This window comes from Arthrobacter sp. STN4, from assembly GCF_024539665.1.
In the GTDB taxonomy this organism is placed as follows: Bacteria; Actinomycetota; Actinomycetes; order Actinomycetales; family Micrococcaceae; genus Specibacter.
Genome location: NZ_JAKZGX010000027.1, coordinates 1 through 20,614, shown reverse-complemented (window position 1 = coordinate 20,614; position 20,614 = coordinate 1). Strand labels below are relative to the sequence as shown.

General features: G+C 69.6%; 22 protein-coding genes. 8 read left to right on the top strand and 14 right to left on the bottom strand.

Annotated elements, in window-relative coordinates; all coding sequences use genetic code 11:
• The 3 genes from narI to MMF96_RS15950 are packed head-to-tail and all read left to right on the top strand — an operon-like array spanning position 1 to position 3,094.
• A complete protein-coding gene (narI, locus tag MMF96_RS15960; RefSeq protein ID WP_176617777.1) occupies positions 1–747 on the top strand; it encodes a respiratory nitrate reductase subunit gamma in 747 nt (248 codons plus the stop codon).
• 27 nt (positions 748–774) lie between these two features.
• Positions 775–2,013, top strand: coding sequence for an MFS transporter (locus MMF96_RS15955; protein ID WP_306295932.1), 1,239 nt, complete (start codon positions 775–777; stop codon positions 2,011–2,013).
• Positions 2,014–2,062: 49 nt separating this feature from the next.
• Positions 2,063–3,094: an aldo/keto reductase gene (locus MMF96_RS15950; protein ID WP_256884121.1), complete on the top strand. Its 1,032-nt coding sequence runs from the start codon at positions 2,063–2,065 to the stop codon at positions 3,092–3,094.
• A gap of 12 nt (positions 3,095–3,106) precedes the next feature.
• Here MMF96_RS15950 and MMF96_RS15945 read toward each other — a convergent pair whose 3' ends face one another.
• The 3 genes from MMF96_RS15945 to MMF96_RS15935 all read right to left on the bottom strand — a co-directional run bounded on the left by MMF96_RS15945 (position 3,107) and on the right by MMF96_RS15935 (position 5,586).
• Positions 3,107–4,057 carry a diacylglycerol kinase family protein gene (locus MMF96_RS15945; RefSeq protein ID WP_256884120.1) on the bottom strand — a complete coding sequence of 317 codons (951 nt, stop codon included), beginning with the start codon at positions 4,055–4,057 and terminating at the stop codon, positions 3,107–3,109.
• A 105-nt stretch (positions 4,058–4,162) separates the two neighbouring features.
• Positions 4,163–4,858 (bottom strand): hypothetical protein, encoded by a 696-nt coding sequence (locus MMF96_RS15940; protein ID WP_256884119.1) that lies wholly within the window; start codon positions 4,856–4,858, stop codon positions 4,163–4,165.
• Positions 4,859–5,103: 245 nt separating this feature from the next.
• Positions 5,104–5,586, bottom strand: coding sequence for an FBP domain-containing protein (locus MMF96_RS15935; protein WP_218063240.1), 483 nt, complete (start codon positions 5,584–5,586; stop codon positions 5,104–5,106).
• 381 nt (positions 5,587–5,967) lie between these two features.
• Between MMF96_RS15935 and MMF96_RS15930 the strand changes: the two genes are divergently transcribed.
• Both MMF96_RS15930 and MMF96_RS15925 read left to right on the top strand, forming a co-directional pair.
• The gene (locus tag MMF96_RS15930; RefSeq protein WP_176617782.1) at positions 5,968–6,432 is read left to right on the top strand and encodes a GatB/YqeY domain-containing protein; all 465 of its coding nucleotides are present in this window, start codon (positions 5,968–5,970) and stop codon (positions 6,430–6,432) included.
• 278 nt (positions 6,433–6,710) lie between these two features.
• Positions 6,711–6,950 carry a DUF2188 domain-containing protein gene (locus MMF96_RS15925; protein ID WP_176617783.1) on the top strand — a complete coding sequence of 80 codons (240 nt, stop codon included), beginning with the start codon at positions 6,711–6,713 and terminating at the stop codon, positions 6,948–6,950.
• Positions 6,951–7,043: 93 nt separating this feature from the next.
• Here the strand turns inward: MMF96_RS15925 and MMF96_RS15920 are convergent, their stop codons facing one another.
• The 7 genes from MMF96_RS15920 to MMF96_RS15890 all read right to left on the bottom strand — a co-directional run bounded on the left by MMF96_RS15920 (position 7,044) and on the right by MMF96_RS15890 (position 14,859).
• Positions 7,044–7,799: an SRPBCC family protein gene (locus MMF96_RS15920; RefSeq protein WP_176617784.1), complete on the bottom strand. Its 756-nt coding sequence runs from the start codon at positions 7,797–7,799 to the stop codon at positions 7,044–7,046.
• Positions 7,800–7,834: 35 nt separating this feature from the next.
• Complete coding sequence (locus MMF96_RS15915; protein WP_176617785.1) at positions 7,835–8,698, bottom strand: xanthine dehydrogenase family protein subunit M; 864 nt, start codon at positions 8,696–8,698, stop codon at positions 7,835–7,837.
• Positions 8,695–11,067: a xanthine dehydrogenase family protein molybdopterin-binding subunit gene (locus tag MMF96_RS15910; RefSeq protein WP_256884118.1), complete on the bottom strand. Its 2,373-nt coding sequence runs from the start codon at positions 11,065–11,067 to the stop codon at positions 8,695–8,697. Before MMF96_RS15910 ends, MMF96_RS15915 begins: the two co-directional genes overlap by 4 nt.
• Complete coding sequence (locus tag MMF96_RS15905; protein ID WP_256884117.1) at positions 11,064–11,594, bottom strand: (2Fe-2S)-binding protein; 531 nt, start codon at positions 11,592–11,594, stop codon at positions 11,064–11,066. Before MMF96_RS15905 ends, MMF96_RS15910 begins: the two co-directional genes overlap by 4 nt.
• Before the next feature lie 93 nt (positions 11,595–11,687).
• A complete protein-coding gene (locus MMF96_RS15900) occupies positions 11,688–12,854 on the bottom strand; it encodes an XdhC/CoxI family protein (protein WP_256884116.1) in 1,167 nt (388 codons plus the stop codon).
• A complete protein-coding gene (locus tag MMF96_RS15895; protein ID WP_256884115.1) occupies positions 12,847–13,971 on the bottom strand; it encodes a VWA domain-containing protein in 1,125 nt (374 codons plus the stop codon). Before MMF96_RS15895 ends, MMF96_RS15900 begins: the two co-directional genes overlap by 8 nt.
• A 3-nt stretch (positions 13,972–13,974) precedes the next feature.
• Positions 13,975–14,859, bottom strand: coding sequence for a MoxR family ATPase (locus tag MMF96_RS15890; protein ID WP_176617789.1), 885 nt, complete (start codon positions 14,857–14,859; stop codon positions 13,975–13,977).
• A gap of 65 nt (positions 14,860–14,924) precedes the next feature.
• Between MMF96_RS15890 and MMF96_RS15885 the strand changes: the two genes are divergently transcribed.
• On the top strand, positions 14,925–15,218 hold the full coding sequence (locus tag MMF96_RS15885) for a DUF503 domain-containing protein (RefSeq protein ID WP_256884114.1): 294 nt from the start codon (positions 14,925–14,927) through the stop codon (positions 15,216–15,218).
• 58 nt (positions 15,219–15,276) lie between these two features.
• On the opposite strand, the gene MMF96_RS15880 is transcribed toward MMF96_RS15885, so the two are convergent.
• The gene (locus MMF96_RS15880) at positions 15,277–15,486 is read right to left on the bottom strand and encodes a dodecin (protein ID WP_176617791.1); all 210 of its coding nucleotides are present in this window, start codon (positions 15,484–15,486) and stop codon (positions 15,277–15,279) included.
• 209 nt (positions 15,487–15,695) lie between these two features.
• Here MMF96_RS15880 and MMF96_RS15875 point away from each other — a divergent pair, with 209 nt between their 5' ends.
• Positions 15,696–16,232: an HAD domain-containing protein gene (locus tag MMF96_RS15875; RefSeq protein ID WP_256884113.1), complete on the top strand. Its 537-nt coding sequence runs from the start codon at positions 15,696–15,698 to the stop codon at positions 16,230–16,232.
• Positions 16,233–16,267: 35 nt separating this feature from the next.
• Here the strand turns inward: MMF96_RS15875 and MMF96_RS15870 are convergent, their stop codons facing one another.
• The 3 genes from MMF96_RS15870 to MMF96_RS15860 all read right to left on the bottom strand — a co-directional run bounded on the left by MMF96_RS15870 (position 16,268) and on the right by MMF96_RS15860 (position 19,208).
• Positions 16,268–16,876, bottom strand: coding sequence for a DUF1684 domain-containing protein (locus MMF96_RS15870; protein ID WP_256884142.1), 609 nt, complete (start codon positions 16,874–16,876; stop codon positions 16,268–16,270).
• Between the two features lie 51 nt (positions 16,877–16,927).
• Positions 16,928–17,950 (bottom strand): isopenicillin N synthase family oxygenase, encoded by a 1,023-nt coding sequence (locus MMF96_RS15865; protein WP_176617792.1) that lies wholly within the window; start codon positions 17,948–17,950, stop codon positions 16,928–16,930.
• A gap of 166 nt (positions 17,951–18,116) precedes the next feature.
• Complete coding sequence (locus tag MMF96_RS15860; RefSeq protein ID WP_218063241.1) at positions 18,117–19,208, bottom strand: alkene reductase; 1,092 nt, start codon at positions 19,206–19,208, stop codon at positions 18,117–18,119.
• 134 nt (positions 19,209–19,342) lie between these two features.
• Between MMF96_RS15860 and MMF96_RS15855 the strand changes: the two genes are divergently transcribed.
• Positions 19,343–20,464, top strand: a complete 1,122-nt coding sequence (locus MMF96_RS15855; RefSeq protein ID WP_176617801.1) for an alcohol dehydrogenase catalytic domain-containing protein — start codon at positions 19,343–19,345, stop codon at positions 20,462–20,464.
• Positions 20,465–20,614 lie beyond the last annotated feature (150 nt).

Sequence of the window (20,614 nt, the reverse complement as noted above, 5' to 3'; positions counted from 1 at the left end):
ATGAACGTCGTCCTGTGGGGGGTCCTGCCCTACGTCATGTTCGTGGTGCTGGTGGGGGGACTCATCTGGCGTTACCGCTACGACCAGTTTGGCTGGACCACCCGGTCCTCCCAGCTGTACGAATCCCGGCTGCTGCGCATCGGCTCACCCGTTTTCCACTTTGGCCTGCTGGCGGTCATTGCCGGGCACGTCTTTGGCCTGTTCATTCCGCAGACCTGGACGGCGGCGGCGGGCATGAGCGAGGCGCTCTACCACTTCAACGCCCTGCTGGTGGGCACCATTGCCGGGGTCGGCACACTGGGCGGGATCATCATCCTGCTCTACCGACGCCGCAAGACCGGTCCGGTGTTCATGGCCACCACGAACAACGACAAGCTCATGTACATCGTCCTGGTGGCCGCGATCGTCTTCGGCCTGTGGACCACGGTGGCCAGCGTCTTCACCAACACCCACGGGATGACCTACCGCGACACCGTCTCGCCCTGGTTCCGTTCCCTGTTCATCCTCCAGCCCGACGTCGCCGCCATGGCCGCCGCGCCCCTGGCGTTCCACATCCACACCCTCGTCGGCATGGTCCTGTTCACCATCTGGCCGTTCACGCGGCTGGTCCATGCCTTTACCGCCCCCCTCCACTACCTGTTCCGCCCCTACATCGTCTACCGTTCGCGTGACAGGGGTGCCAGCGTCCCGGCCCGCAGCGGCTGGTCCAACGTGGGCACGCATGACCGGGACACCAAAAAGCGATAGAACCGCCACCGCCGTGAAGGAGCCAGCATGCCGCAGACAAGGCCGGAAGTCCGGACAGCGCAACTGCATGTGAAAGGCCGGGCACTCAACCTTGCGCTGGCAACCGCCGCCTCCGTGGTGGGCTTTTGGGCCTGGAACGCGGTGGCCACGCTCAGCACCCACTACGCCAGGACCTTGGACCTCTCTGCGGGGTCCATGGGCATCCTGGTGGCCATGCCCATCTTTGTCGGCTCGTTGGGACGCATCGTGGTCGGCATCCTCACGGACCGGTATGGCGGGCGCGCCCTCTTCACCTTTGTGCTCGCCGCCACCATTGCGCCCATTCTGCTCGTGGCATGGGGCGGCGCCCTGGATTCCTATGTCTTCGTACTCGTGGCGGGCTTCCTCCTGGGCGTCGCCGGCACCGTGTTCGCTGTCGGGATCCCCTTTGTCAGCGCCTGGTACCCGCCGGATCGCCGCGGCTTCGCCACAGGGGTGTTTGGTGCCGGCATGGGCGGGACGGCGCTGGCCGCGTTCCTGAACCCGCGCCTGGTGGCCTGGCTGGGCTATGTGCCGACCCACCTGGTGATCGCCTGCTTCCTTGCGGCCACGGCCGTACTGGTGTGGTTCTTCATGCGGGACGCCCCCGGCTGGGAGCCGAACACGGCGGCCGTGGTGCCCAAGCTGCTGGACGCCGCCAGGCTGGCCGTCACGTGGAAGCTCTGCTTCCTATACGCCGTGCTGTTCGGCGGGTTCGTCTCCTTTGCCACGTACCTGCCCACCTACCTGCGCGATGTCTACGCCTTTTCCCCGACCGACGCCGGCGCCCGCACCGCCGGCTTTGCGCTGGCCGCCGTCGCCGCCCGTCCCGTCGGCGGGGTCCTGGCGGACAGGATCGGCGCCAAGCCCGTGGTCCTGGCGGCAACGGCCGGCGTCGCCGTCCTGGGCTGGCTGGTCGCCCTGCAGCCGGTCGCCGACGTGCAGGCCGGCCCGGTGTTCCTGGCCATGGCAGCGGCGTTGGGGCTGGGGGCCGGCGGCGTGTTTGCCTGGGTGGGCGCGCTGTCCCCCGAAGGGAAGATGGGCACCATCAGCGGCATCGTCAGTGCCGCCGGGGGACTGGGCGGATATTTTCCGCCCCTGGTCATGGGCTGGACCTACAACCCCGGGGCCACGCACTACAAATACGCGATCGGCCTCTCGCTGCTCGTGGCCACGGCCGTCGTCGCACTGGTCTTCACGGCCGTCTTCGTCAAGAATCCGGCCCGTCAGGACGCCAGCGGCGCCTAAAGGGCGGCGTTGGCGGGCCGGGCACCTTCACCAACCATCAGGGAGCAACATGGAATACCGCACATTGGGCAACAGCGGCGCCGTGGTCTCCAGCTACGCGCTGGGCACCATGACCTTCGGGGCGGAGGCCGCCGAGGACGCCTCACACACCATCCTGGACAGCTACGTGGCTGCCGGCGGCAACTTCATCGACACGGCAGACGTCTACAGCGCCGGCGCCTCCGAGGAAATCATCGGCAGGTGGCTGGCCCGCAGGCCCGACGCACGCGAAACGGTGGTCCTGGCCACCAAGGGGCGCTTCCCCATGGGGGCCGCCCCGAACGACGTCGGCACCTCGCGCCGGCATTTGTCCCGGGCCCTGGATGACTCCCTGCGCCGCCTCGGCGTGGAGCAGATCGACCTGTACCAGCTGCATGCCTGGGACCCCATCACCCCGCTGGAGGAGACGTTGCGCTTCCTGCACGATTCCGTCTGCAGCGGCAAGATCGCCTACTACGGCTTCTCCAACTTCCTGGGGTGGCAGTTGACCAAGGCAGTGCACATGGCCCGGGCCCACGGCTGGAACACCCCCGTCTCGCTGCAGCCCCAGTACAACCTGCTGGTCCGGGACATCGAGTTTGAGGTGGTCCCGGCCGCCCTGGATGCGGGGATGGGACTGCTGCCGTGGTCGCCGCTGGGCGGGGGCTGGCTGTCGGGGAAATACCGGCGTGACGTCCCGCCCGCCGGCGCCACACGCCTGGGTGAAAACCCCACGCGCGGCATGGAGGCCTGGCAGGGACGCAATGACAATCCACGCACCTGGGAGGTGATCGGTGCCGTGGAAGGCATCGCCGCGGCCCGGGGCGCCAGTGCGGCCCAGGTGGCGCTGGCATGGCTGGCCGCGCGCCCTGCCGTCACCTCCGTGATCCTCGGCGCCCGCACCATCGAACAACTCACGGACAACCTTGCCGCCGCCCGGCTGGAACTCACGGATGCCGAAACCCGGCGGCTCACGGACGCCAGCCGGCCGGACGCCGGCGTGTACCCCTACGGGCCCGGGGCCCGGGAACAGCGCAGCCGCAAGATCGAAGGCGGCCGGTGAGCCGGCGCCAGCCTAGCCCGGCGCCCCGGCCCCTGCCTGCCGGGCCGCGGTCCTGATCGTGAGCGCGCCCGGCTCCACGGCCACCCTCAGGTGGCGGGCGGAGCCGAGGTGGTCGCCGTCGAGCTGGAACTCCTGGGCCTCCGCCAAGGTGATCGCGGCGGACTTCCCGGCCAGGTAATCCACCGAGCGGTTCCTGGCGGCGGCGGGGCCGAACACGCCCGCCAGCACGCCCAGCCAGCCCAGCCGCCCGCGCGGCGAGAGTGCCACGAGGTCCAGGACGCCGTCGTCGATCCTCGCATCGGGGAACATCTCCACGCCGCCCATGAGCTGGCCGCAGTTGCCCACCATCACGCTGCGGATCCGGCGCCGGACCTCCCGCCCGCCGTCAATGCTGATCCGTGCACGCACCGGCCGGCCGGGCAGCTGGCGCATGCCTGCCTCCACATAGGCCAGCCAGCCGATGCGGTCCTTCAGTCCGTCCACCGTGTTGGCCATGATGGCCGCGTCATAGCCCAGCCCGGCCATGACCAGGAACAGCTGCCCCTGGTCGGAGTGGTCAAGGTGGGCCCGCACCACGTCAATGGTGATGTCGCGTCCGGCCAGGATGCCACGGGCGGCACCCAGCGGGTCCGCCACGTCGATGCCCAGGTTGCGCGCCAGCAGGTTGCCGGTGCCCAGCGGCAGCAGGCCCATGGCCACGCCGGTCCCCGCCAACACCTCAGCCACACACCGGACGGTGCCGTCACCGCCGGCGGCAATCACGACGTCGGCCCCGGCCTCAAGTGCCTCGTGCGCCTGCCCGGCGCCGGGGTCGTCCTCCGTGGTCTCAAGCCAGAGCGGTTCGCCCCAGCCTTCCTCACGGCACAGCGACTGGAATTCATCGCGGAACCCGTCACCCGGGGACTTGACAGGGTTGATCACGACGGCGGCGAGGCCGGCCGCCCCGTTGTTGCGCTGGGTCATGGCGTCCTTTGCGGCAGGGATGGGGGGAAGTTTCCCTGGCCTGATCCTAGCCGCATTCCCCGCCGGGCGCCGGGCTCCGCGCCGCGTGGGTCCGCCTGAGGGGCATTATGGGGAGTGCGGCTGGCCGTCCGGGCCGTGGTGAATGAACTTGTCCGGCCCGCCGCGGGGGCGCGGGCGGGACTGCAGCCAGGCCTCCAGCCCGTCGGGGTCCCTGCGCTCGAGTTCGTCCATGTAGGCCTGGCGCAGGGCCACGACATAGGCCTGCAGGGCCAGCGTGTGGGCGCCCTCGAGCCACCGGTAACTGCCGCGCCACGCCTGGCAGAGGCCGCCGTCGTCGAGCGCCCGGACGCAGGGTGCGAAGCCTTCCGCATCGACGGGGATGGCCGGCAGGGCGGCCGCTTCGGACCGGCGGGGTTCCCGGCAGGCGTCATCCGACGGGGCGGGGGGCATGCGCGACGGCGTGTGCCTGAGCACCTTCCGGACGGCCCAGGGGGAGGTGGCAACGGCCATGGGGACGAGTGCCCAGACCCACCCCCGGAGGGCGCCGGCGAAGCCGCCGACAGCCAGGACCACAACGCCGGTCTCCAGGGCGTTGACGCCCGCGCGGTGCAGCCTGTACGCCCTGCGCCGCGGGACATCGGCCGGCGCGTGGGCCGCCAACGTGGCCAGGGCCCCCACCGCGGCACCTGTGCAGGCCAGGGCGGCCACCGAAGCCAAGGGGTAGATGATGAGTCCCACGAGTGCCCCCGTGACGGCGAGGAAGCCCGTCAATAGAAGCCACGCATGGCGATACTGGTTCATGCCTTCACACCTCCCCCCGGCGGGTACGTGCCCTTCAAGGCAGGAGGTTGCCTGCATCCCCTGCGGCGTCCGCGCGGGGAGGCTGTTTCGTTGTTGGTGATCATCATGATCAGGTCCTCGGATAGCTCTGCCTAAAGCGGCTTGCCGAGGTCTAGGCATCGATTTAACGTTACCTCGCCGGGCCCTGCCGGGAAAGGGGGAGGCGGCGTCCCGGGGGTGTGGGCCGGGACGCCGCCGCACGGGCGCTAGCCGTCGTCGCGCACCTTGCGCACAAAGCTGGCAAAGTTGCCGCGCAGCCCTACAATGCGCCGCTGCCGCCCGGATTCCAGGTCAAACCCGGGGTACGGCAGGGGTGGCAGGCGGCGTGCGTTGGCGGAGCATTCAAAGTGTGAACAGGCGAGTGTGCCCACGGTGTTTCCGTTGCGCCCTGCCTTGCCGGCGCGCCTGGCGTTGAAGTACACCACGTCGTTGGGCAGCAGCACGTCCTCGCACCAGGAACACTGGGGCCGCGAGCGTGCCTTGCTGTCCACCTCGCGGAGCATGATGCCCACCGGTCCGCCTTCGCACGCCCCGACGACGTAGCCGACGGCCGGCAGTTTGGCGTCGCGCCAGCCGAGGAAGTCAAGGTTCTCCCAGTCAAGGGTGTCAAAGTCCGCGGGCAGGGCAAGTGCCGTCCGCTCGCGGCGGGAGGCGTTGATCAAGGAGTCCCGAAGATCGTTTTCTGTCATGGGTTGCACTGCGTTGCCTTGTCTGTCTGGTCCCGGCCCGTCCTGCAGCGGGCGCAGGGGTCGCAGGGGTCGCCAAAGACGACCACGAGGGGGCCGGCGGATGAAAATCGGATGGTTTGGACCGGCGTCGGCGGGGCCCACACTGGCGGACGCCACAGCGGTCCAGGCGCATCACTGCGCAGGGGAGATCACCGAAGGGAAAACGGCACGATTCTGGTGCCGGCGAACAGCACGCCGACAACCTCCCAACGGCCCACGGGCCAAGAGCGTAAAACAGGCAAAGTCACAGGCAGTAGCCTACACCCGCCCCGGCGCCTGCCCGCCGGGGGATAATGGCACCAGGACGGTGGCCGTGCCGCCCCACATCCACCGAAGGAAGCCATGTCCACGCTGAAACAGCAGTTGAAGTCCGACGTCGTCACCCACATGAAGGACGGCAACAAGGTTGCCCTGGCCACGCTGCGCAACGTCCTGGGCGAGATTGAGACCCGCGAAAAGTCGGGCAAGGTGCCGGTGGAACTTGACGACCTGCAGGTGACGTCCCTGCTGCAAAAGGAGGCCGCGAAGCGCCGGGAGACCTCGGCCATCTACGCGGAGGCCGGCGAGCCAGGACGCGCGGCGGCGGAAATTGCCGAGGCCGAAGTCATTGAGGCCTACCTGCCGCAACCCCTGACGGCCGCCGAGGCTGAAGCCATCGTCGACGACGTCATTGCGGGGCTTGAAGCGTCCGAGGGGCCGCTGGCCATGCGCCAGATGGGGCTGGCCATGAAGCCGATCACGGCCAGGATCGCCGGCCGTTTTGACGGCAAGGCCGTCTCCGACATGGTCCGAAAGCGCCTGTCCTAGCCTGGCCCCGGTCCGCCGCGTGCCCCTGTCCGTGGTGTTTATGCGCCAAACCCATGCCGGGTTTGTCGCCACAGGTCCGCTTGCGCCAAACCCGGCCCGGGTCCGGAGCATAAGCGAACCGCCGCGGCACATAAAGGCCCGTCCGACCCCACAACGGCACCGAATCAACCCTTGTCAATGCCGGCACACAGGAGTGAACTGGAGTGAGGGCGATTGCTGCAGGGATTTGGGAGCGGCGGGCCCGGTGCAAGTTCGCAAAACAACCCAGGGAGGAACCCATGTCCACAGCAACCATTGAGAAGAAGGCCGTCCGCCGCGCGGTTTACCATGTGCGCCCCTGCGACGGTGCCGACGGGATGAAGTGGGAGCTCCACAAGTTCCGCACCACCCAGCACGAGCACTTCCACAGCCAAAAGGATGCCGTGGCCGCCGCCCACCTGGAGTGCGGGGACCGTCCGTCCCACATCGTGATGCATGCCCTCGACGGCCACACCTACCGGGAGTACGACGTCAACTGAACCGGACGCAAGACTACGGTCTCGCGAACGAACAACGGGCGTCAAACAGTGGGGCACCGCCGGCTCCGGCGGTGCCCCACATCCATGCTCCGGCTACTTCCTGCGGCCACGCTTTCTCCGGCGCATGCACAACCCCAGTGCGATGGCGCCGAGCACGGCCAGGACGGCCGGCGCAAAGCGTTTCGCCAGGACCGGCCACATGGCCGAACCCAGGTTTAGTTCCGCGGCCGCCTGGACCGGTGCAGCCTGCGGACGGCCTTCGCTTCGAGCCGGCGGGGCGGCACCCTGCCCGACGGGCGCGGACCCGGCGTCCTGTGCCCCAGCCGCGGGAGGTTCGGCCGCGGTGCCACCGGCCGCGGTGGCCCCGGCGGCAGGAGGTGCCGCCGGCGTAGCCTCTTCCGCCGCCGGTTGGCCGACCTTGCCAATGACACACTGCACGAACTGCCCGAGCAGCTTGTCCGAGATGTCCTGGATGACGCCGCGGCCAAACTGTGCCGGTTTGCCCGTGATGTTCATGTCGGTCGTGACATCCACGGTGGTGCCGTCGCCGTCGGCAGCCAACACGGCGGTGACGGTGGCTCCCGCCGTGCCGTTGCCGCGCTTGTCCTTGCCCTGCGCCTCAATGACCACGGTATGCGTGGCCTCGTCACGGGTGGTGAACTCGCCCGTGCCGGCGTACAGCATGGCGATCGGCCCCAGCTTGACCTTGACAGTACCGGTGAAGGTGTCGCCCTCCACGGCGGTCAAGGTGGCGCCGGGAAAGCAGGGCGCTATCTCCTCCAACTGGTTGAAGGAGTGCCACGTGTCCGCCAGCGGGCTGGGGACGCTGAAGTGGTGCTTGAGTTCCATTGCTTCCTTTCCGTCCGTATCCCGGTGCCCGGGGCCTAAAGTCCGACGGCGGCCAGCACCGCGCGCTTCGTGAGCACCTGGGCCAGGTGGGCCCGGTAGGCGGCGTCCCCGTTGAGGTCGCTCGCCGGATCGGTGCCTTCTGCGGCATGGGCGGCGGCTGCGGCAATGGCGTCAGCCGTGGCAGCCCCGCCGGCGAGCGCGGCCTCCACGGCGGTGGCGCGCAGCGGGGTGCTGGCCATGTTCGTCAGTCCGATCCTGGCCTCGGCGATGGTGCCGCCCTCCACCCGGACCTGTGCCGCAACGGCCACAATGGACCACTGCTGCGCCACGCGGGTGAACTTTTCATAGTGCGAGCCCCAGCCGGTGTACTTGGGTACCCGGATGGCGGTGAGGATTTCCCCCTCCGCCACGGCGGTGGTGAAGTAGCCTTCGAAGAAGTCCGCCGCGTCCACGGTCCGCTGGCCGCCGGGCCCGGCAATCATGAACGTGGCTCCCGTGGCGAGCACGGGTGCCGGCAGGTCCCCGGCAGGGTCCGCGTGGACCAGGGCGCCGCCAAAGGTGCCGCGGTGGCGCACCTGGGGGTCGGCCACGGTGGCCGCCGCCTGGGCGAGCAGCGGCACGTGCCGGGCAATGAGGGGATCGGTGGCGACCACATGGTGGGGTGTCATGGCCCCGATCAGGAGGGAGTCGCCGTCGTCGGTGACGCCGGAGAGCCCGGCGACCCGGCCCAGGTCCACCACCATGGAGGGGTCGGCCAGGCGCAGTTTCATGACCGGGAGCAGGCTTTGCCCGCCGGCGAGCAGCTTGACGTCGTCCCCGGCTGCGTCGGCGGCCGCGAGCAGGCCCAGGGCCTCCTCGACGGTGGATGGCGCCGCATAGTCGAATGCGCTCGGGATCATTGCACACCTCCGGTGGTCTTTGCGTCCTGCAGGGCATGCCACACACGCGAGGGCGTGCACGGCATCTTGATGTCCCTCACGCCCAGGTGTCGCACGGCGTCCAGGACGCCGTTGACGATGGCCGGGGTGGAGGCGATGGTGCCGGCCTCGCCGACGCCCTTGGCACCGAGCTGGTTGGACGTGGCCGGGGTCTCGGTGCGGCCGGTGATGTAGTGCGGCAGGTCGGGGGCGCTGGGGACCAGGTAGTCCACGAAAGAGCCCGTGACCAGCGTGCCGGCGTCGTCGTACGCAGCCTCCTCATAGAGGGCCTGCGCGATGCCCTGCGCCAGGCCGCCATGCACCTGGCCCTCGACGAGCAGGGGGTTGACCACCACGCCGACGTCGTCCACGCACACGTATTTGAGGATGCCCACGTGCCCCGTCTCGGTGTCGACCTCGATGGCGGCCAGGTGGGTGCCGTGCGGGTAGGAGAAGTTCACCGGGTCGAAGGTGGCGTCCGAGTCCAGGTTGGGCTCGAAGCCGTCGGGCAGGTTGTGCGCGGCAAAGGTGGCCAGGGCAATCTCGCCCAGCGTGGTGGACTGGTCGGTGCCCTTGACCGTGAAGCTGCCGGCCGCGAATTCAATGTCCGCTTCGCTGGCCTCCATCAGATGGGCGGCCACCACCTTGGCCTTTTCAATGACCTTGTCGGCGGCAGCCAGCACGGCCATGCCGCCCACCGTCAGTGAGCGCGAGCCGTAGGTGTCCAGGCCGCGCTGGGATATTTGGGTGTCCCCGTGCAATACCTCGACGTTTTCAAACGGGACGCCCAGCCGGTCCGCGACCAGCTGGCTCCAGGCGGTCTCATGCCCCTGCCCGTGGGCGGAGGAACCGGTGACGACCTCGATGTTCCCGGTAGGCAGCACCCGCACCTGGGCATGTTCCCAGCCGCCGGCGCCGTAGCTGAGCGAACCAAGCACCCGCGAGGGGGCCAGGCCGCACATTTCGGTGAACGTGGAAACGCCGATGCCGAGCTGGACGGGATCGTTGGCGTCCCGGCGCCGCTTTTGTTCGGCCCGCAGGCCCTGGTAGTCGAAAAGGTCCACGGCCTTGGCCGTGGCGGCCTCGTAGTTGCCGGTGTCGTACTCCAGCCCGGCCACGGTGGTGAAGGGGAACTCCTCGTGCCGGATCCAGTTCTTCTCCCGCACGGCCAGCGGGTCCATGCCCAGCTCGGTGGCCAGCTCGTCCATCATCCGTTCGATGGCGAAGGTGGCCTCGGGCCGGCCGGCGCCGCGGTAGGCGTCGGTCCAGGTCTTGTTGGTGAAGATGTTGTGGCATTCGAAGCGGTACGCCGGGAACTTGTAGATGGAGTTGTACATGAAGGCGCCCAGGATGGGTATGCCGGAGGTGACCAGGCCCAGGTAGGCGCCCATGTCCGCCAGCAGGTTCACGCTCAGGCCGGTGACGGTGCCGTCCTTCCGGGCGGACAGCTTCAGCCGCTGCACCTGCGCCCGGCCGTGGTGGCCGGCCTGCAGGGATTCGCTGCGGGTCTCGGTGTACTTGCACGGCTTGCCGGTGTGCCGGGCCGCCAGGACGGTGATGACCTCCTCGGGGGTGACCTGCAGTTTCCCGCCAAAGCCGCCGCCCACGTCGGGGGCGATCACGCGGACCTTGCTTTCCGGGATGCCCAGGGTCAGGGCGAGCATGAGGCGCAGGATGTGCGGGATCTGCGTGGCCGACCACATCGTGATCTGTTCGCCCGTGGGGTCCACCACAGTAGAGCGCGGCTCCATGAACGCGGGGATGAGGCGCTGCTGGTATAGGGTGCGTTCGATCAGCACCTCGGCGTTGTCGATGGCGTCCTGCACGGAGCTGCCGGTGCCGGCCTCCGCGGAGTCGAACACCCAGGTGGCGGACAGGTTGGACTCCAGTGCCGTGTGGGCCAGGACCTTGTCCGTGAAGGCCTCCTCCAGGTCCATGACCACCGGCAGCTCCTCGTAGCTGACGTCGACGAGTTCGACGGCGTCCCGTGCGGCTGCCGCGCTGCGCGCCACGATCACGGCGGCCACCTCGCCGGCAAAGGCGACCTCCTCGACGGCGATGGCGCCGTGGGCGGGGGCCTTCTGGTCCGGCGTGATGGGCCAGGCGTTCGGCAGGCTGCCCTGCTCCCCGGCCACGTCCGCGCCGGTGAGCACTGCCATGACCCCGGGGGAGGACTTGGCGGCCGCGGTGTCGATGGCGGTGATCTTTGCGTGGGCGTAGGGGCTGCGCACCATGGCCAGGTGCAGCATGCCCGGCAGCACCATGTTGTCGGTAAAGCGGGAACGGCCAGTGACCAGGTGGCGGTCCTCCTTGCGGAGCCGGGCCTTGCCAATTTCTGCGGTGGCGGTCATTTCACACCTGCCGTTTCGGTCTCGTCCGCCGTGGCTGAAACCCCGGAGTCGTCGTAGACGGTGCCGTCGGCCACGCTCTTCACGGCGGCCACAATGTTTTGGTAGCCGGTGCAGCGGCACAGGTTGCCTTCCAGCCCGTCGCGGATATCCGCCTCGCTCGGGTGCGGGTTTTCCGTCAGGAGGGAGGCCGACTGCATGATCATCCCGGGGGTGCAGAAGCCGCATTGGAGTGCGTGGCACTGGTGGAAGGCTTCCTGCAGCGGTGCCAGCTTGCCGTCCCGGGACATGCCCTCGATGGTGGTGACCTTGTGCCCGGCCGCCTGTACGGCCAACATGGTGCAGGACTTCACGCTCACCCCGTCCAGGTGGACGGTGCAGGCGCCGCAGTTGGTGGTGTCGCAGCCAATCAACGTCCCGGTCTTGCCGAGCCGTTCGCGAAGGTACTGGACCAGCAAGAGCCGCGGCTCGACGTCGTCGGTGTATTCCACCCCGTCAACTTCGACAGTGATGGTCTTGGAACTCGCCATTGAGATCTCCTTAGTGTCACTGTGGAGAGGCGCACGCGACTGCCCCGCTCCAGCCCTGGTGTGAGCCACGTTACCCCACGGCCGAAGTTTTAGTTAGGGCACGTTCGAATTCACGCCCGGGTCCCCGCCGGCGCCGTCGGTGAGGGGTTCGTGGTGGATCCGCACGTCCATGTGGCTCAGCCGCCCGCCCTTGCCGCCCCACCGCAGTGAAATGATTTCCGCCGCAATGGATACCGCCGTCTCCTCCGGCGTGCGCGAGCCCAGGTCCAGGCCGATGGGGCTGGAGAGGCGTTCCAGCTCCGCCTCCGACAGCCCCGCCCCGCGCAGCCTCGCCAGCCGGTCCACGTGCGTGCGCCGCGAACCCATGGCACCGATGTAGGCGACGTCGTGGCGCAGCGCCACCTCCAGCAGCGGGACGTCAAACTTGGGGTCGTGCGTCAGGACGCAGATCACGGTCCGCGGGTCGATCTGGCCGGCGTCAAGCTGGGCCTGCAGGTACCGGTGCGGCCACTCCACCACCACCTCGTCGGCCGAGGGGAAGCGCGCCTTTGTGGCAAACACCGCGCGGGCGTCGCACACCGTGACCCGGTAGCCCAGGAAGCTGCCCTGCCTTGCCACGGCCGCGGCAAAGTCGATGGCGCCAAACACGAGCATGCGCGGCTGCGGGGCGAAGCTGACGACAAACACGCGCATGCCGTCCCCGCGGCGCTCGCCGTCGGGGCCGTACATCAGCGTGGTGTTCCGCCCCGCGGCCAGCAGCCCCTGGGCGTCATCGCTGACGGCATGGTTGGCGCGGTCGCTGCCCAAGGAACCGGAGAAGCCGTCGGCGTGCACCACCAGGTGCCGTCCCAGCCAGGCCGGGTCGGGGTGTTCGATCACGGTGACCACGGCCACCGGCACGCCGGCGTCGACGTCGTCGGCCACGCCCTGCAGCTCCGGGAACGACTCCTGGGAGACGGCTTCGACAAAGACGTCCAGGATGCCCCCGCAGGTCAGCCCCACCTCAAAGGCGTCGTTGTCGCTGATGCCGTAGCGCTGGAGCACGGGGGTGCCGTCGGCCACGACGCTCGTGGCCAGTTCGTACAGGGCCCCCTCCACGCAGCCGCCCGAGACGGAGCCCACTGCCCGGCCGTCGGCGTCCACCATCATGGACGCCCCGGCAGGGCGCGGGGCGGAGCGGAAGGTGCGCACCACCGTCCCCAGCCCCACCGTCTGGCCTGCCGCCAGTGCGGCGCCTAGATCCTTCAACACTTCACGCATTGGAAACCACGCCCAACAACTCCTCGAAGCTTTTTAGTGAATGGCCGTCAACAAAGTGGTCAACGTGCGGCAGGACGGCCATGATCCCCTGCTGCACCGGCCGGTAGCCGTCCTTGCCGCGGTGCGGGTTGGACCAGATGACGCGGCGCGCCACATGGTGCAGGCGCTCCACCTGGCGGCCCAGGAGCGCAGGGTCCCCGCGTTCCCAGCCGTCGCTGGCGATGACGACGACGGCGCCCCTCGCCACGGCGCGCTGCCCCCACCGGTCGTTGAACGCCCGCAGCACCTCACCCAGCCGCGTGCCGCCGGACCAGTCCGGCACGGTCCTGCCCGCAACGGCCAGCGCGTCGTCGGGATCCGGCAGGCGCAGGGCGCCTGTCACGCGGGTCAACCGGGTGCCGAGCGTGAACACCTCGACCTCGTGCGGGGCTGCGGACACGACGCGGTGGGCCAGCCGCAGCAGGCTGTCGGCATAGGGCGCCATCGATCCGGATACGTCCACGAGCCAGACAACCCTGCGCAGCCGGCGGGGGGCGCGCGCCCGACGCAGCGGCCCCGGCTCGCCGCCGCGCCGCAGCTGGTCGCGCAGGGTGCGGACCCGGTCCACCTGGCCGTGCGGGTTCAGCTTCCGGCGCCGGCCCGGGCGTGTGGGCAGGTGCACCGCCAGCCCGGCAAACAGTTGGCGCAGCAGGGCCGTGCCGTCCGCATCCAGCGTGGCCACGTCCCGGTGCCGGAGCAGTTCGCGCCGGCTGGCCAGCGCACGTGCCTCCTCCCCGGTGCCGTCCGAGGATCCGGCACCGTCCTCCAGCGAAGCCTCGGTGACCGTTGTGGCCGCCGTGTCCCGGGCCGTTGCCGCAGCATGTTCCGGGGCAAACCAGGCCTCAAAGGTGCGCTGGTAGGCGGCGAGTTCCTCCGGCGCGGCGCATAGCGTGGCCCGGCCGGCCCAGAAGACGTCCTGCCGGCGGCCCACGTCAAGCCGGGCGGCGGCCTCAACGAAGCTGCGGGCCCGGTCGGCCGTCACCTTGACACCGGCAGCGCGGACGGCGGAGGCGAAGGCCAGCAGGATCTCCTCGGCGCTGTGGGTGCCGGCGGGCGGCGCGGCGGTGTGGGCAGGCACGTCTCACCCCAGCATCCGGGCCAGGGCGGCGGTGACCCGCTCGGTGTCCTCACGGTACTTGCACAGCGCCCCAATGGTCGCGGCAGCGCTGGCCAGGTCCAGTTCGGCCCGGCCCAGCTGCTGGAGGGCCCGGGCCCAGTCCAGGGTTTCGGCGACGCCCGGCGGTTTGAGGATCCCGTCCGTGGCGCGGATCTGCTGCACGGTGCGCACCACCTGTTCGGCCAGCAGGGCGGGCACGTGGGGGAGCCGCGAACGCACAATCTCCACCTCACGGGCCAGCCCCGGGTGGTCGATCCAGTGGTAGAGGCAGCGCCGCTTCAGCGCGTCGTGGAGGTCGCGCGTGCGGTTGGAGGTCAGCACCACGATGGGTGCGGTGTCCGCCTTGACCGTGCCAAACTCCGGGATCGAGACCTGGTAGGTGGAGAGGACCTCGAGCAGGAACGCCTCAAATTCGTCGTCGGCCCGGTCGATCTCATCGATGAGCAGCACGGCCGGGCTTTCCTGGAGCGCCTTGAGGATGGGGCGGGCCAGCAGGAAGCGCCGGTCATAGAGGCTGCTTTCCAGCTCGGCCGTGCTCAGCCCGGAACCGCCGCCGGCCTCGACGCTGCGCAGGTGCAGGATCTGCGCCGTGAAGTCCCAGTCGTAGAGCGCCTGGGAGGCGTCAATGCCTTCGTAGCACTGGAGCCTGATCAGCGGCAGCATAAACGCCTCGGCCAGCGCCTCGGCCAGGGAGGTCTTGCCGGTGCCGGGCTCGCCCTCGAGCAGCAGCGGCCGCTCCATGGCCAGGGCGAGGTAGCCGATGGTGGCCAGGCCGTCGTCGGCCAGGTATCCGGTGGCGGCCAGCATGTCCTGCAGTGCGGTGGCGGAAAGGATCGACGTCTTCGTCATGGCACCAGCATAGGGCCATCGGCGGGGTTCGGGACGGCCGTGGCGGGCAGGAGGACGATGGAAGCATGTGGATTGGCTGGATTGAATTCGACCTGTTGCTTGGCGACGTCCATTCGCTGAAGGGGAAGCGCTCGGTGCTGCGCCCCCTGATTGCGGAGGTCCGCAGGCGCTTCGAGGTGTCCGTTGCGGAGGTGGACCTTCAGGAGCTGCACCGGCGCGCGGTCCTTGGGGCGTGCCTGGTCGCCGCCGACCGGGCGCACGTGGTGGCGGTGCTGGATGCCGTCGAAAGGCATGTCGCCGCCCGTCCCGGCGTCGAGCTGCTCAGCGCGCGGCGCCGGGAGGTCACCAGTGACGACTGACGGGGCCTGCTGTGCGGCGGATGGTGGGCGACGCCTTGTGGTAGGGCCGCCGCCGCGGTCAGCGTTCCAGCCGGAAGCCCACCTTGATGGTGACCTGCCAGTCGGCGATGGTGCCCTCGTTGATGTGGCCCCGGATTTCCTTGACCTCGAACCAGTCAAGGTTCCGCAGGGTCTGTGACGCCGCCGCGATGCCGTTCTTGATGGCCGCGTCGACGCTTTCGGAGGAGGTGCCGACGATTTCGGACAGGCTGTATGTTTGGTCCGCCATGATTGCTCCCGTTGTCCAAGGGCCGATGATTGTGCGGCCCGCCCCACCGGCGGCCCGTGGTTGCAGACTAGCCGACGGCGGCCCGGTTGGAAATGGTTGGGGCGTGAATCCCGCGGCTGGGCCTCCGGGACCATGCCAGCCCGGTCCGGTGCGACGTAGGCTGGAAGGCAGGGCGGCAGCACCCCGGCAGGAAGGGGGATGGGCAAACCGTGGACAGCACTTCGGTCTATTTGGACGTGGACGGCGTTCTCTGTCCGTTTGGGCCGGAAGGGGCCTCGGACTGGGGGACGGACTATGACTACGCGGACATTGGCCTGTTGGGCGTCCACTATGCGCCGGAGCTGGTCGACGCACTCAACGCTCTCTCGCGCCGTCCCGGCGTGCGTTTTGTCTGGTTGACCAGCTGGGAGGACCTGGCGCCCAAATACCTGTGCCGGGCCATCGGGCTGGACGGGCGGCACTGGCCGGTGCTCCGCAGCGGCGGGCAAGGCGGGATCCACGACTGGTGGAAGCTGGAGGCCATCCAGGGCGACATTGAAAGGCACCGCCCGGCCCGTGCCGTGTGGATTGACGACCAGCTCGACTTCGAGGAGGCCGCGGTGGCGTGGATGGGCTTTATGGGCCGCGGCATCCTGGGCGTGTCGCCGGATCCGCGGCGCGGGATCTCCCGTGCCGGGCTCGGCCGGATCACGGCGTTCCTCGACGCCGGCGCGGGAACGGCACCCCCGCACCCGACGGGCGCGTGACCGCCGGCCTTGATGTGCAGCTCCCGGGAGGACGCTCAGCCCCCCAGTTCCGGGAGGTACAGTTCTCCGACGGCGATGGTGGCGGCAAGCCTGTTCGCCGGCCCCGGCAGCGGGCAGGCCCAGGCCTCGTCATAGGCGCACGACGGGTTGTAGGCGAAGTTGAAGTCCAGGGTGAAGGTGTTGCCGGAGCAACCCAGGAACGCGCCCTTGATGGTGTCCAGCAGGTAGCGGCCGGCACCGTAGCTGCCGCCGGGCTTCCCGGAGCCGCCATCCCGGAACGGGACAAAGAGGCCGCCGCCGTAGCTGCGCAGCTGCCACACGGCCAGGGTGCCGAGGCCGGGGACGGTGAAGGTGCCCAGTCGCGTAAAGGGCACCGTGCCGTCGGTGCCGGTCCGCACCAGCATCTCCTCGCCGGCGCCCCCGGCGTCGAGCACCGACTCCACGCGGAACGCGGGGTCGTAGGGGGCCACGCGCAATCCCTTGAAGCGGGCCTTTTTCCCCGCGTCCAGGGCCGACGCCGGATGCCCGGCGAACAAGGCATCCCGTTCCCGCACCCACAGCGCGTGGGCGGCGGCGGCGCCGTCGGCCGCGGCTGTGCTGCGGACCCCGGCGTACAACTCGAAGGTGCGCAGCCGCCAGTCCATGACGGCGGTTGCAGCCGCCCCCGCGGACGTTCCGACGGCGCCCACGGCGGGCTACCCGCCGAGTTCCGGGTAGTGGATGGCCGCCGTCTGCGGGTGGGCACGGACCCAGCCCTTGAGCACATTGGCTCCGTAGGAGGACAGCATGGGGTTCTCGGGGTCGTCACTGACGCCCCGGGCCTCGGCGGCGAGCCCGGCAGGCAGCGGCACCGTCCCGATGACGGCGTCCAGGCGGGGGGACCAGAAGAACGGCACGGAGTATCGGTCCACGCCCGGCGCGGGGGCAGTGACGCGGTGGATGGTGGCCATGAGGTAGCCGTTGGTGGCAACTTCGAGCATTTCGCCCAGGTTCACCACCAGCGCCCCGGGGATGGGCTCCACGGCAATCCATTCCTCCTGGCCGTGCGGCTGGACCTCCAGCCCGCCCACCCCGTCCTGGAGCAGCAGCGTCACAAAGCCGTAGTCGGCGTGTGAGCCCACGCCCTGCGTGCCGGCCTCCGGCACCTGCCCGCCCACGTAGTGGACCAGCTTGCCCATCCAGGCCGGTGACTGAGCGAACGGTTCGGCAAAGTAATCCTCCGGCAGGCCCAGGGCGGCACTGATGCCCGCCAGCAGTTCCATGCCAACGCCGGACATGAGCGCAGCCCAGCGTTCGGCGGCCTTTTCAAGTTCCGGGTAGCCGTCCGGCCATTGGTTGTGGCCCTGCAGCCGCAGGAAGAGCTTGTCCGCGGGGACCTCGGCCAGCGGCTCGCGGTCCGGGCCGAAGTCGATTTGCTCACGGGAATCCGCGCGGCCGCGGGTGATTTCGGTGCCCAGGCGGGTGTAGCCGCGGAACTGGGCGGAATTGCGGTTGTCCAACGCCAGGCGTTGTTCCAGGGGCAGCCGGAAAAAGGCGGCGATGGTGTCCAGGAGGTCCTGCGCCTGGCCGGGCGTGGCACCGTAGTTGGTGACCTGGAAAAAGCCCACGTTGTGTGCGGCATCCCGGAGGGCGTCGATGAATTCCGGGCTGAAGGCACCGTCGGGGGTGCGGGCCGTGGAGAGGTCCAGGACAGGGACGGAAGTGCGTGTTGTGCTCATGTACCCAGACTGCCCCCATCCGGGCCCAAATGGCTAAGGAATATTTCCGATTGTTTCGCGCCCGATTTGCACAGCCGAAACCGTTGTGCCTCCATAAGTTCGACGGCGGCACCACCGCGGGTGCCGCCGTCGAACTTCCTGCAGGGAAACATGGAAATCGGCCCTTTTAGTTCTCCCAGAACGGGTAGTCGGTGTATCCGGCGGGGCCCTCGCTGTAGAACGTGGTGTGGTCGGCCTCGTTGAGGGGCAGCCCTTCGCTCCAGCGCCGGACCAGGTCGGGGTTTGCCAGTGCGGGGCGGCCCACCACCACGGCGTCGCCCCAGCCGTTGGACGCGACGGCCTGCGCGTCCGCCAGCGTGGTGATGGTGCCAAAGCCCGTGTTGACGAGGAACGGGCCGCCAAAGGCTGCGCGCACTTCCTGGACCAGGGCCCCGGCAGGGTCGTGGTGGAGGATGCTCAACCCGCCCAGGCCCAGCGGCGCCAGGCCCTCGGCCAGGGCCAGGTAGGTGGCGAGCGTGTCGGCCGGGTCGGTCTCCAGGGCACCCTGGACGTTGTGCCCGGGGGAGACGCGCAGCCACGTCCGGGCCGCGCCAATGGCGGCGGCCACGGCCGTCACGGTCTCGACGACGAAGCGGGCCCGGTTCCCGGGGGTTCCGCCGTAGGCATCGCTGCGGTGGTTTGAGGACGGGGCCAGGAACTCGTGGAGAAGGTATCCGTTGGCGCCGTGCAGCTCGACGCCGTCAAACCCGGCCTCCATGGCGTTGCGCGAACCCTGGACGAATTCCCCAATGATGGACGGCAGTTCCGCCGTGGTGAGTGCGTGCGGGACCGGGAACGGCTGTTTGCCGTCATAGGTGCGGGTGACGCCGTCGATGGCGATGGCGCTGGGGCCCACCACCGTGCGCCCGCCCGTGGTGCCCGGGTGCGTGACGCGCCCGGAGTGCATCACCTGGGCAATGATCAGGCCGCCCTCGGCGTGGACGGCGTCGGTGACGCGCTTCCAGCCCGCAATGTGGTCGGCGGTCACCAGGCCGGGCTGGCGTACGAAGGCCTGGCCCGCAAAGCTCGGGTAGGTGCCCTCGCTGACCAGCATCCCCATGGAGGCGCGCTGCCGGTAGTATTCGGCCACGTCGGCCCCCGGTACGCCGTCGCGGCCGGAGCGGGAGCGGGTGAGCGGGGCCATGACCAGCCGGTTGGCCAGCTGGAGGTCGCCAAGGGTGACGGGGGAAAACAGGTTCACGTGCAGCTCCAAAAACATAAAAGGTCAGGGGTTCCGCAGGTGACAACACGCCGGACCACCTGCGCTATTCCGCGCCGCCGCGCCACACGGCCTGCGGGCCCTGCCTGCCACTGGACGGGCGGGGTAGATTGAATGCCATGAACGACCAACTGATGGACTGCGCCGTGCTCCACTCATTCGGGGCCGACCGGCCCTATGCCGCCAGCCGGCCGCTGGTCCTGGAACGGATCCCCGTGCCCGTGCCGCGGGCAGGGGAACTGCTGGTAAAGGTGGAGCGGGCGAGCCTGTGCCACTCGGACCTGTCCGTCATTGACGGCTCCCGGCCCCGGCCCCTGCCCATGGCACTGGGGCATGAGGCCAGCGGGACGGTTGCCGCCGTCGGGCCGGGCCTGTCCGGGGTGGAGGTGGGCGAGCGGGTCGTGACGGTGTTTGTGCCCGGTTGCGGGGAGTGCCGGGCCTGTGCCGCCGGCCGTCCGGCACTGTGCCACCGCGGTGCGGCGGCCAACGGCAGCGGCGACCTGCTGCACGGTGAAGCGTTGCTGCGCAGCGCACAAGGGGAACGGATCAACCACCACCTGGGCGTCTCCGCGTTTTCCAGCCACGCCGTGGTGGCCCGGGAATCCGTGGTGGTGGTCGACCCCGATGTCCCCTTTGACATCGCCGCCATGTTTGGCTGCGCCGTCCTGACAGGCATGGGGGCCGTGATCCACACGGCCCAGGTCTCCGCCGGCCAGTCGGTCATTGTGTTCGGCCTGGGCGCTGTGGGGCTGGCTGCCGTCATGGGGGCCGCCCAAATCCCCGGCACCACGGTCATCGGCATCGACCCCCTGCCCGCGAAGCAGGAGCTGGCCCTGCGCTGCGGGGCGCACTTTGCCGGTGCCCCGGCCGACGCCGCAGGGCTCGTCGCCCAACACGCGGACGACGGCGTCGACGTCGCCATCGAGGCCGTGGGCAGCGCACGCGTCATGGAATCCTGCCTGGCCCTGCTGACCCGCGGCGGCGCCCTGGTTTCCGTGGGGCTGCCCCATCCGGACCAGGTCCTCAGCGTCCAGGCGCTCCAGTTTGCCGGCACCGGCAAGCGGCTGCTGGGCTCCTACATGGGCGATGCGAACCCGGCACGTGACATCCCGGCCTATCTCCGGATGTGGCGTGAGGGCCGCCTGCCCGTGGAGCTGCTGCACACCGACACCCGGCCCCTGGCAGAGATCAACGAGGGCCTGGACGCGCTCGCCGACGGCCGGGTGGTGCGCCGGCTGTTCACACCGGCCCCGTAGGCGGCACCTTCAGGGCCGGACCCCCGTGGTGCCTCATGTCAAGATGCTCGCGAAATGCTTCCCGCGTGCCTCAGCTAAAGTGCTCGTCAAATCATCATGCTGCGTGGTGGGTTTGGGAGTAGGTCTTGGCCGCGGCCATCCGGATGAGTT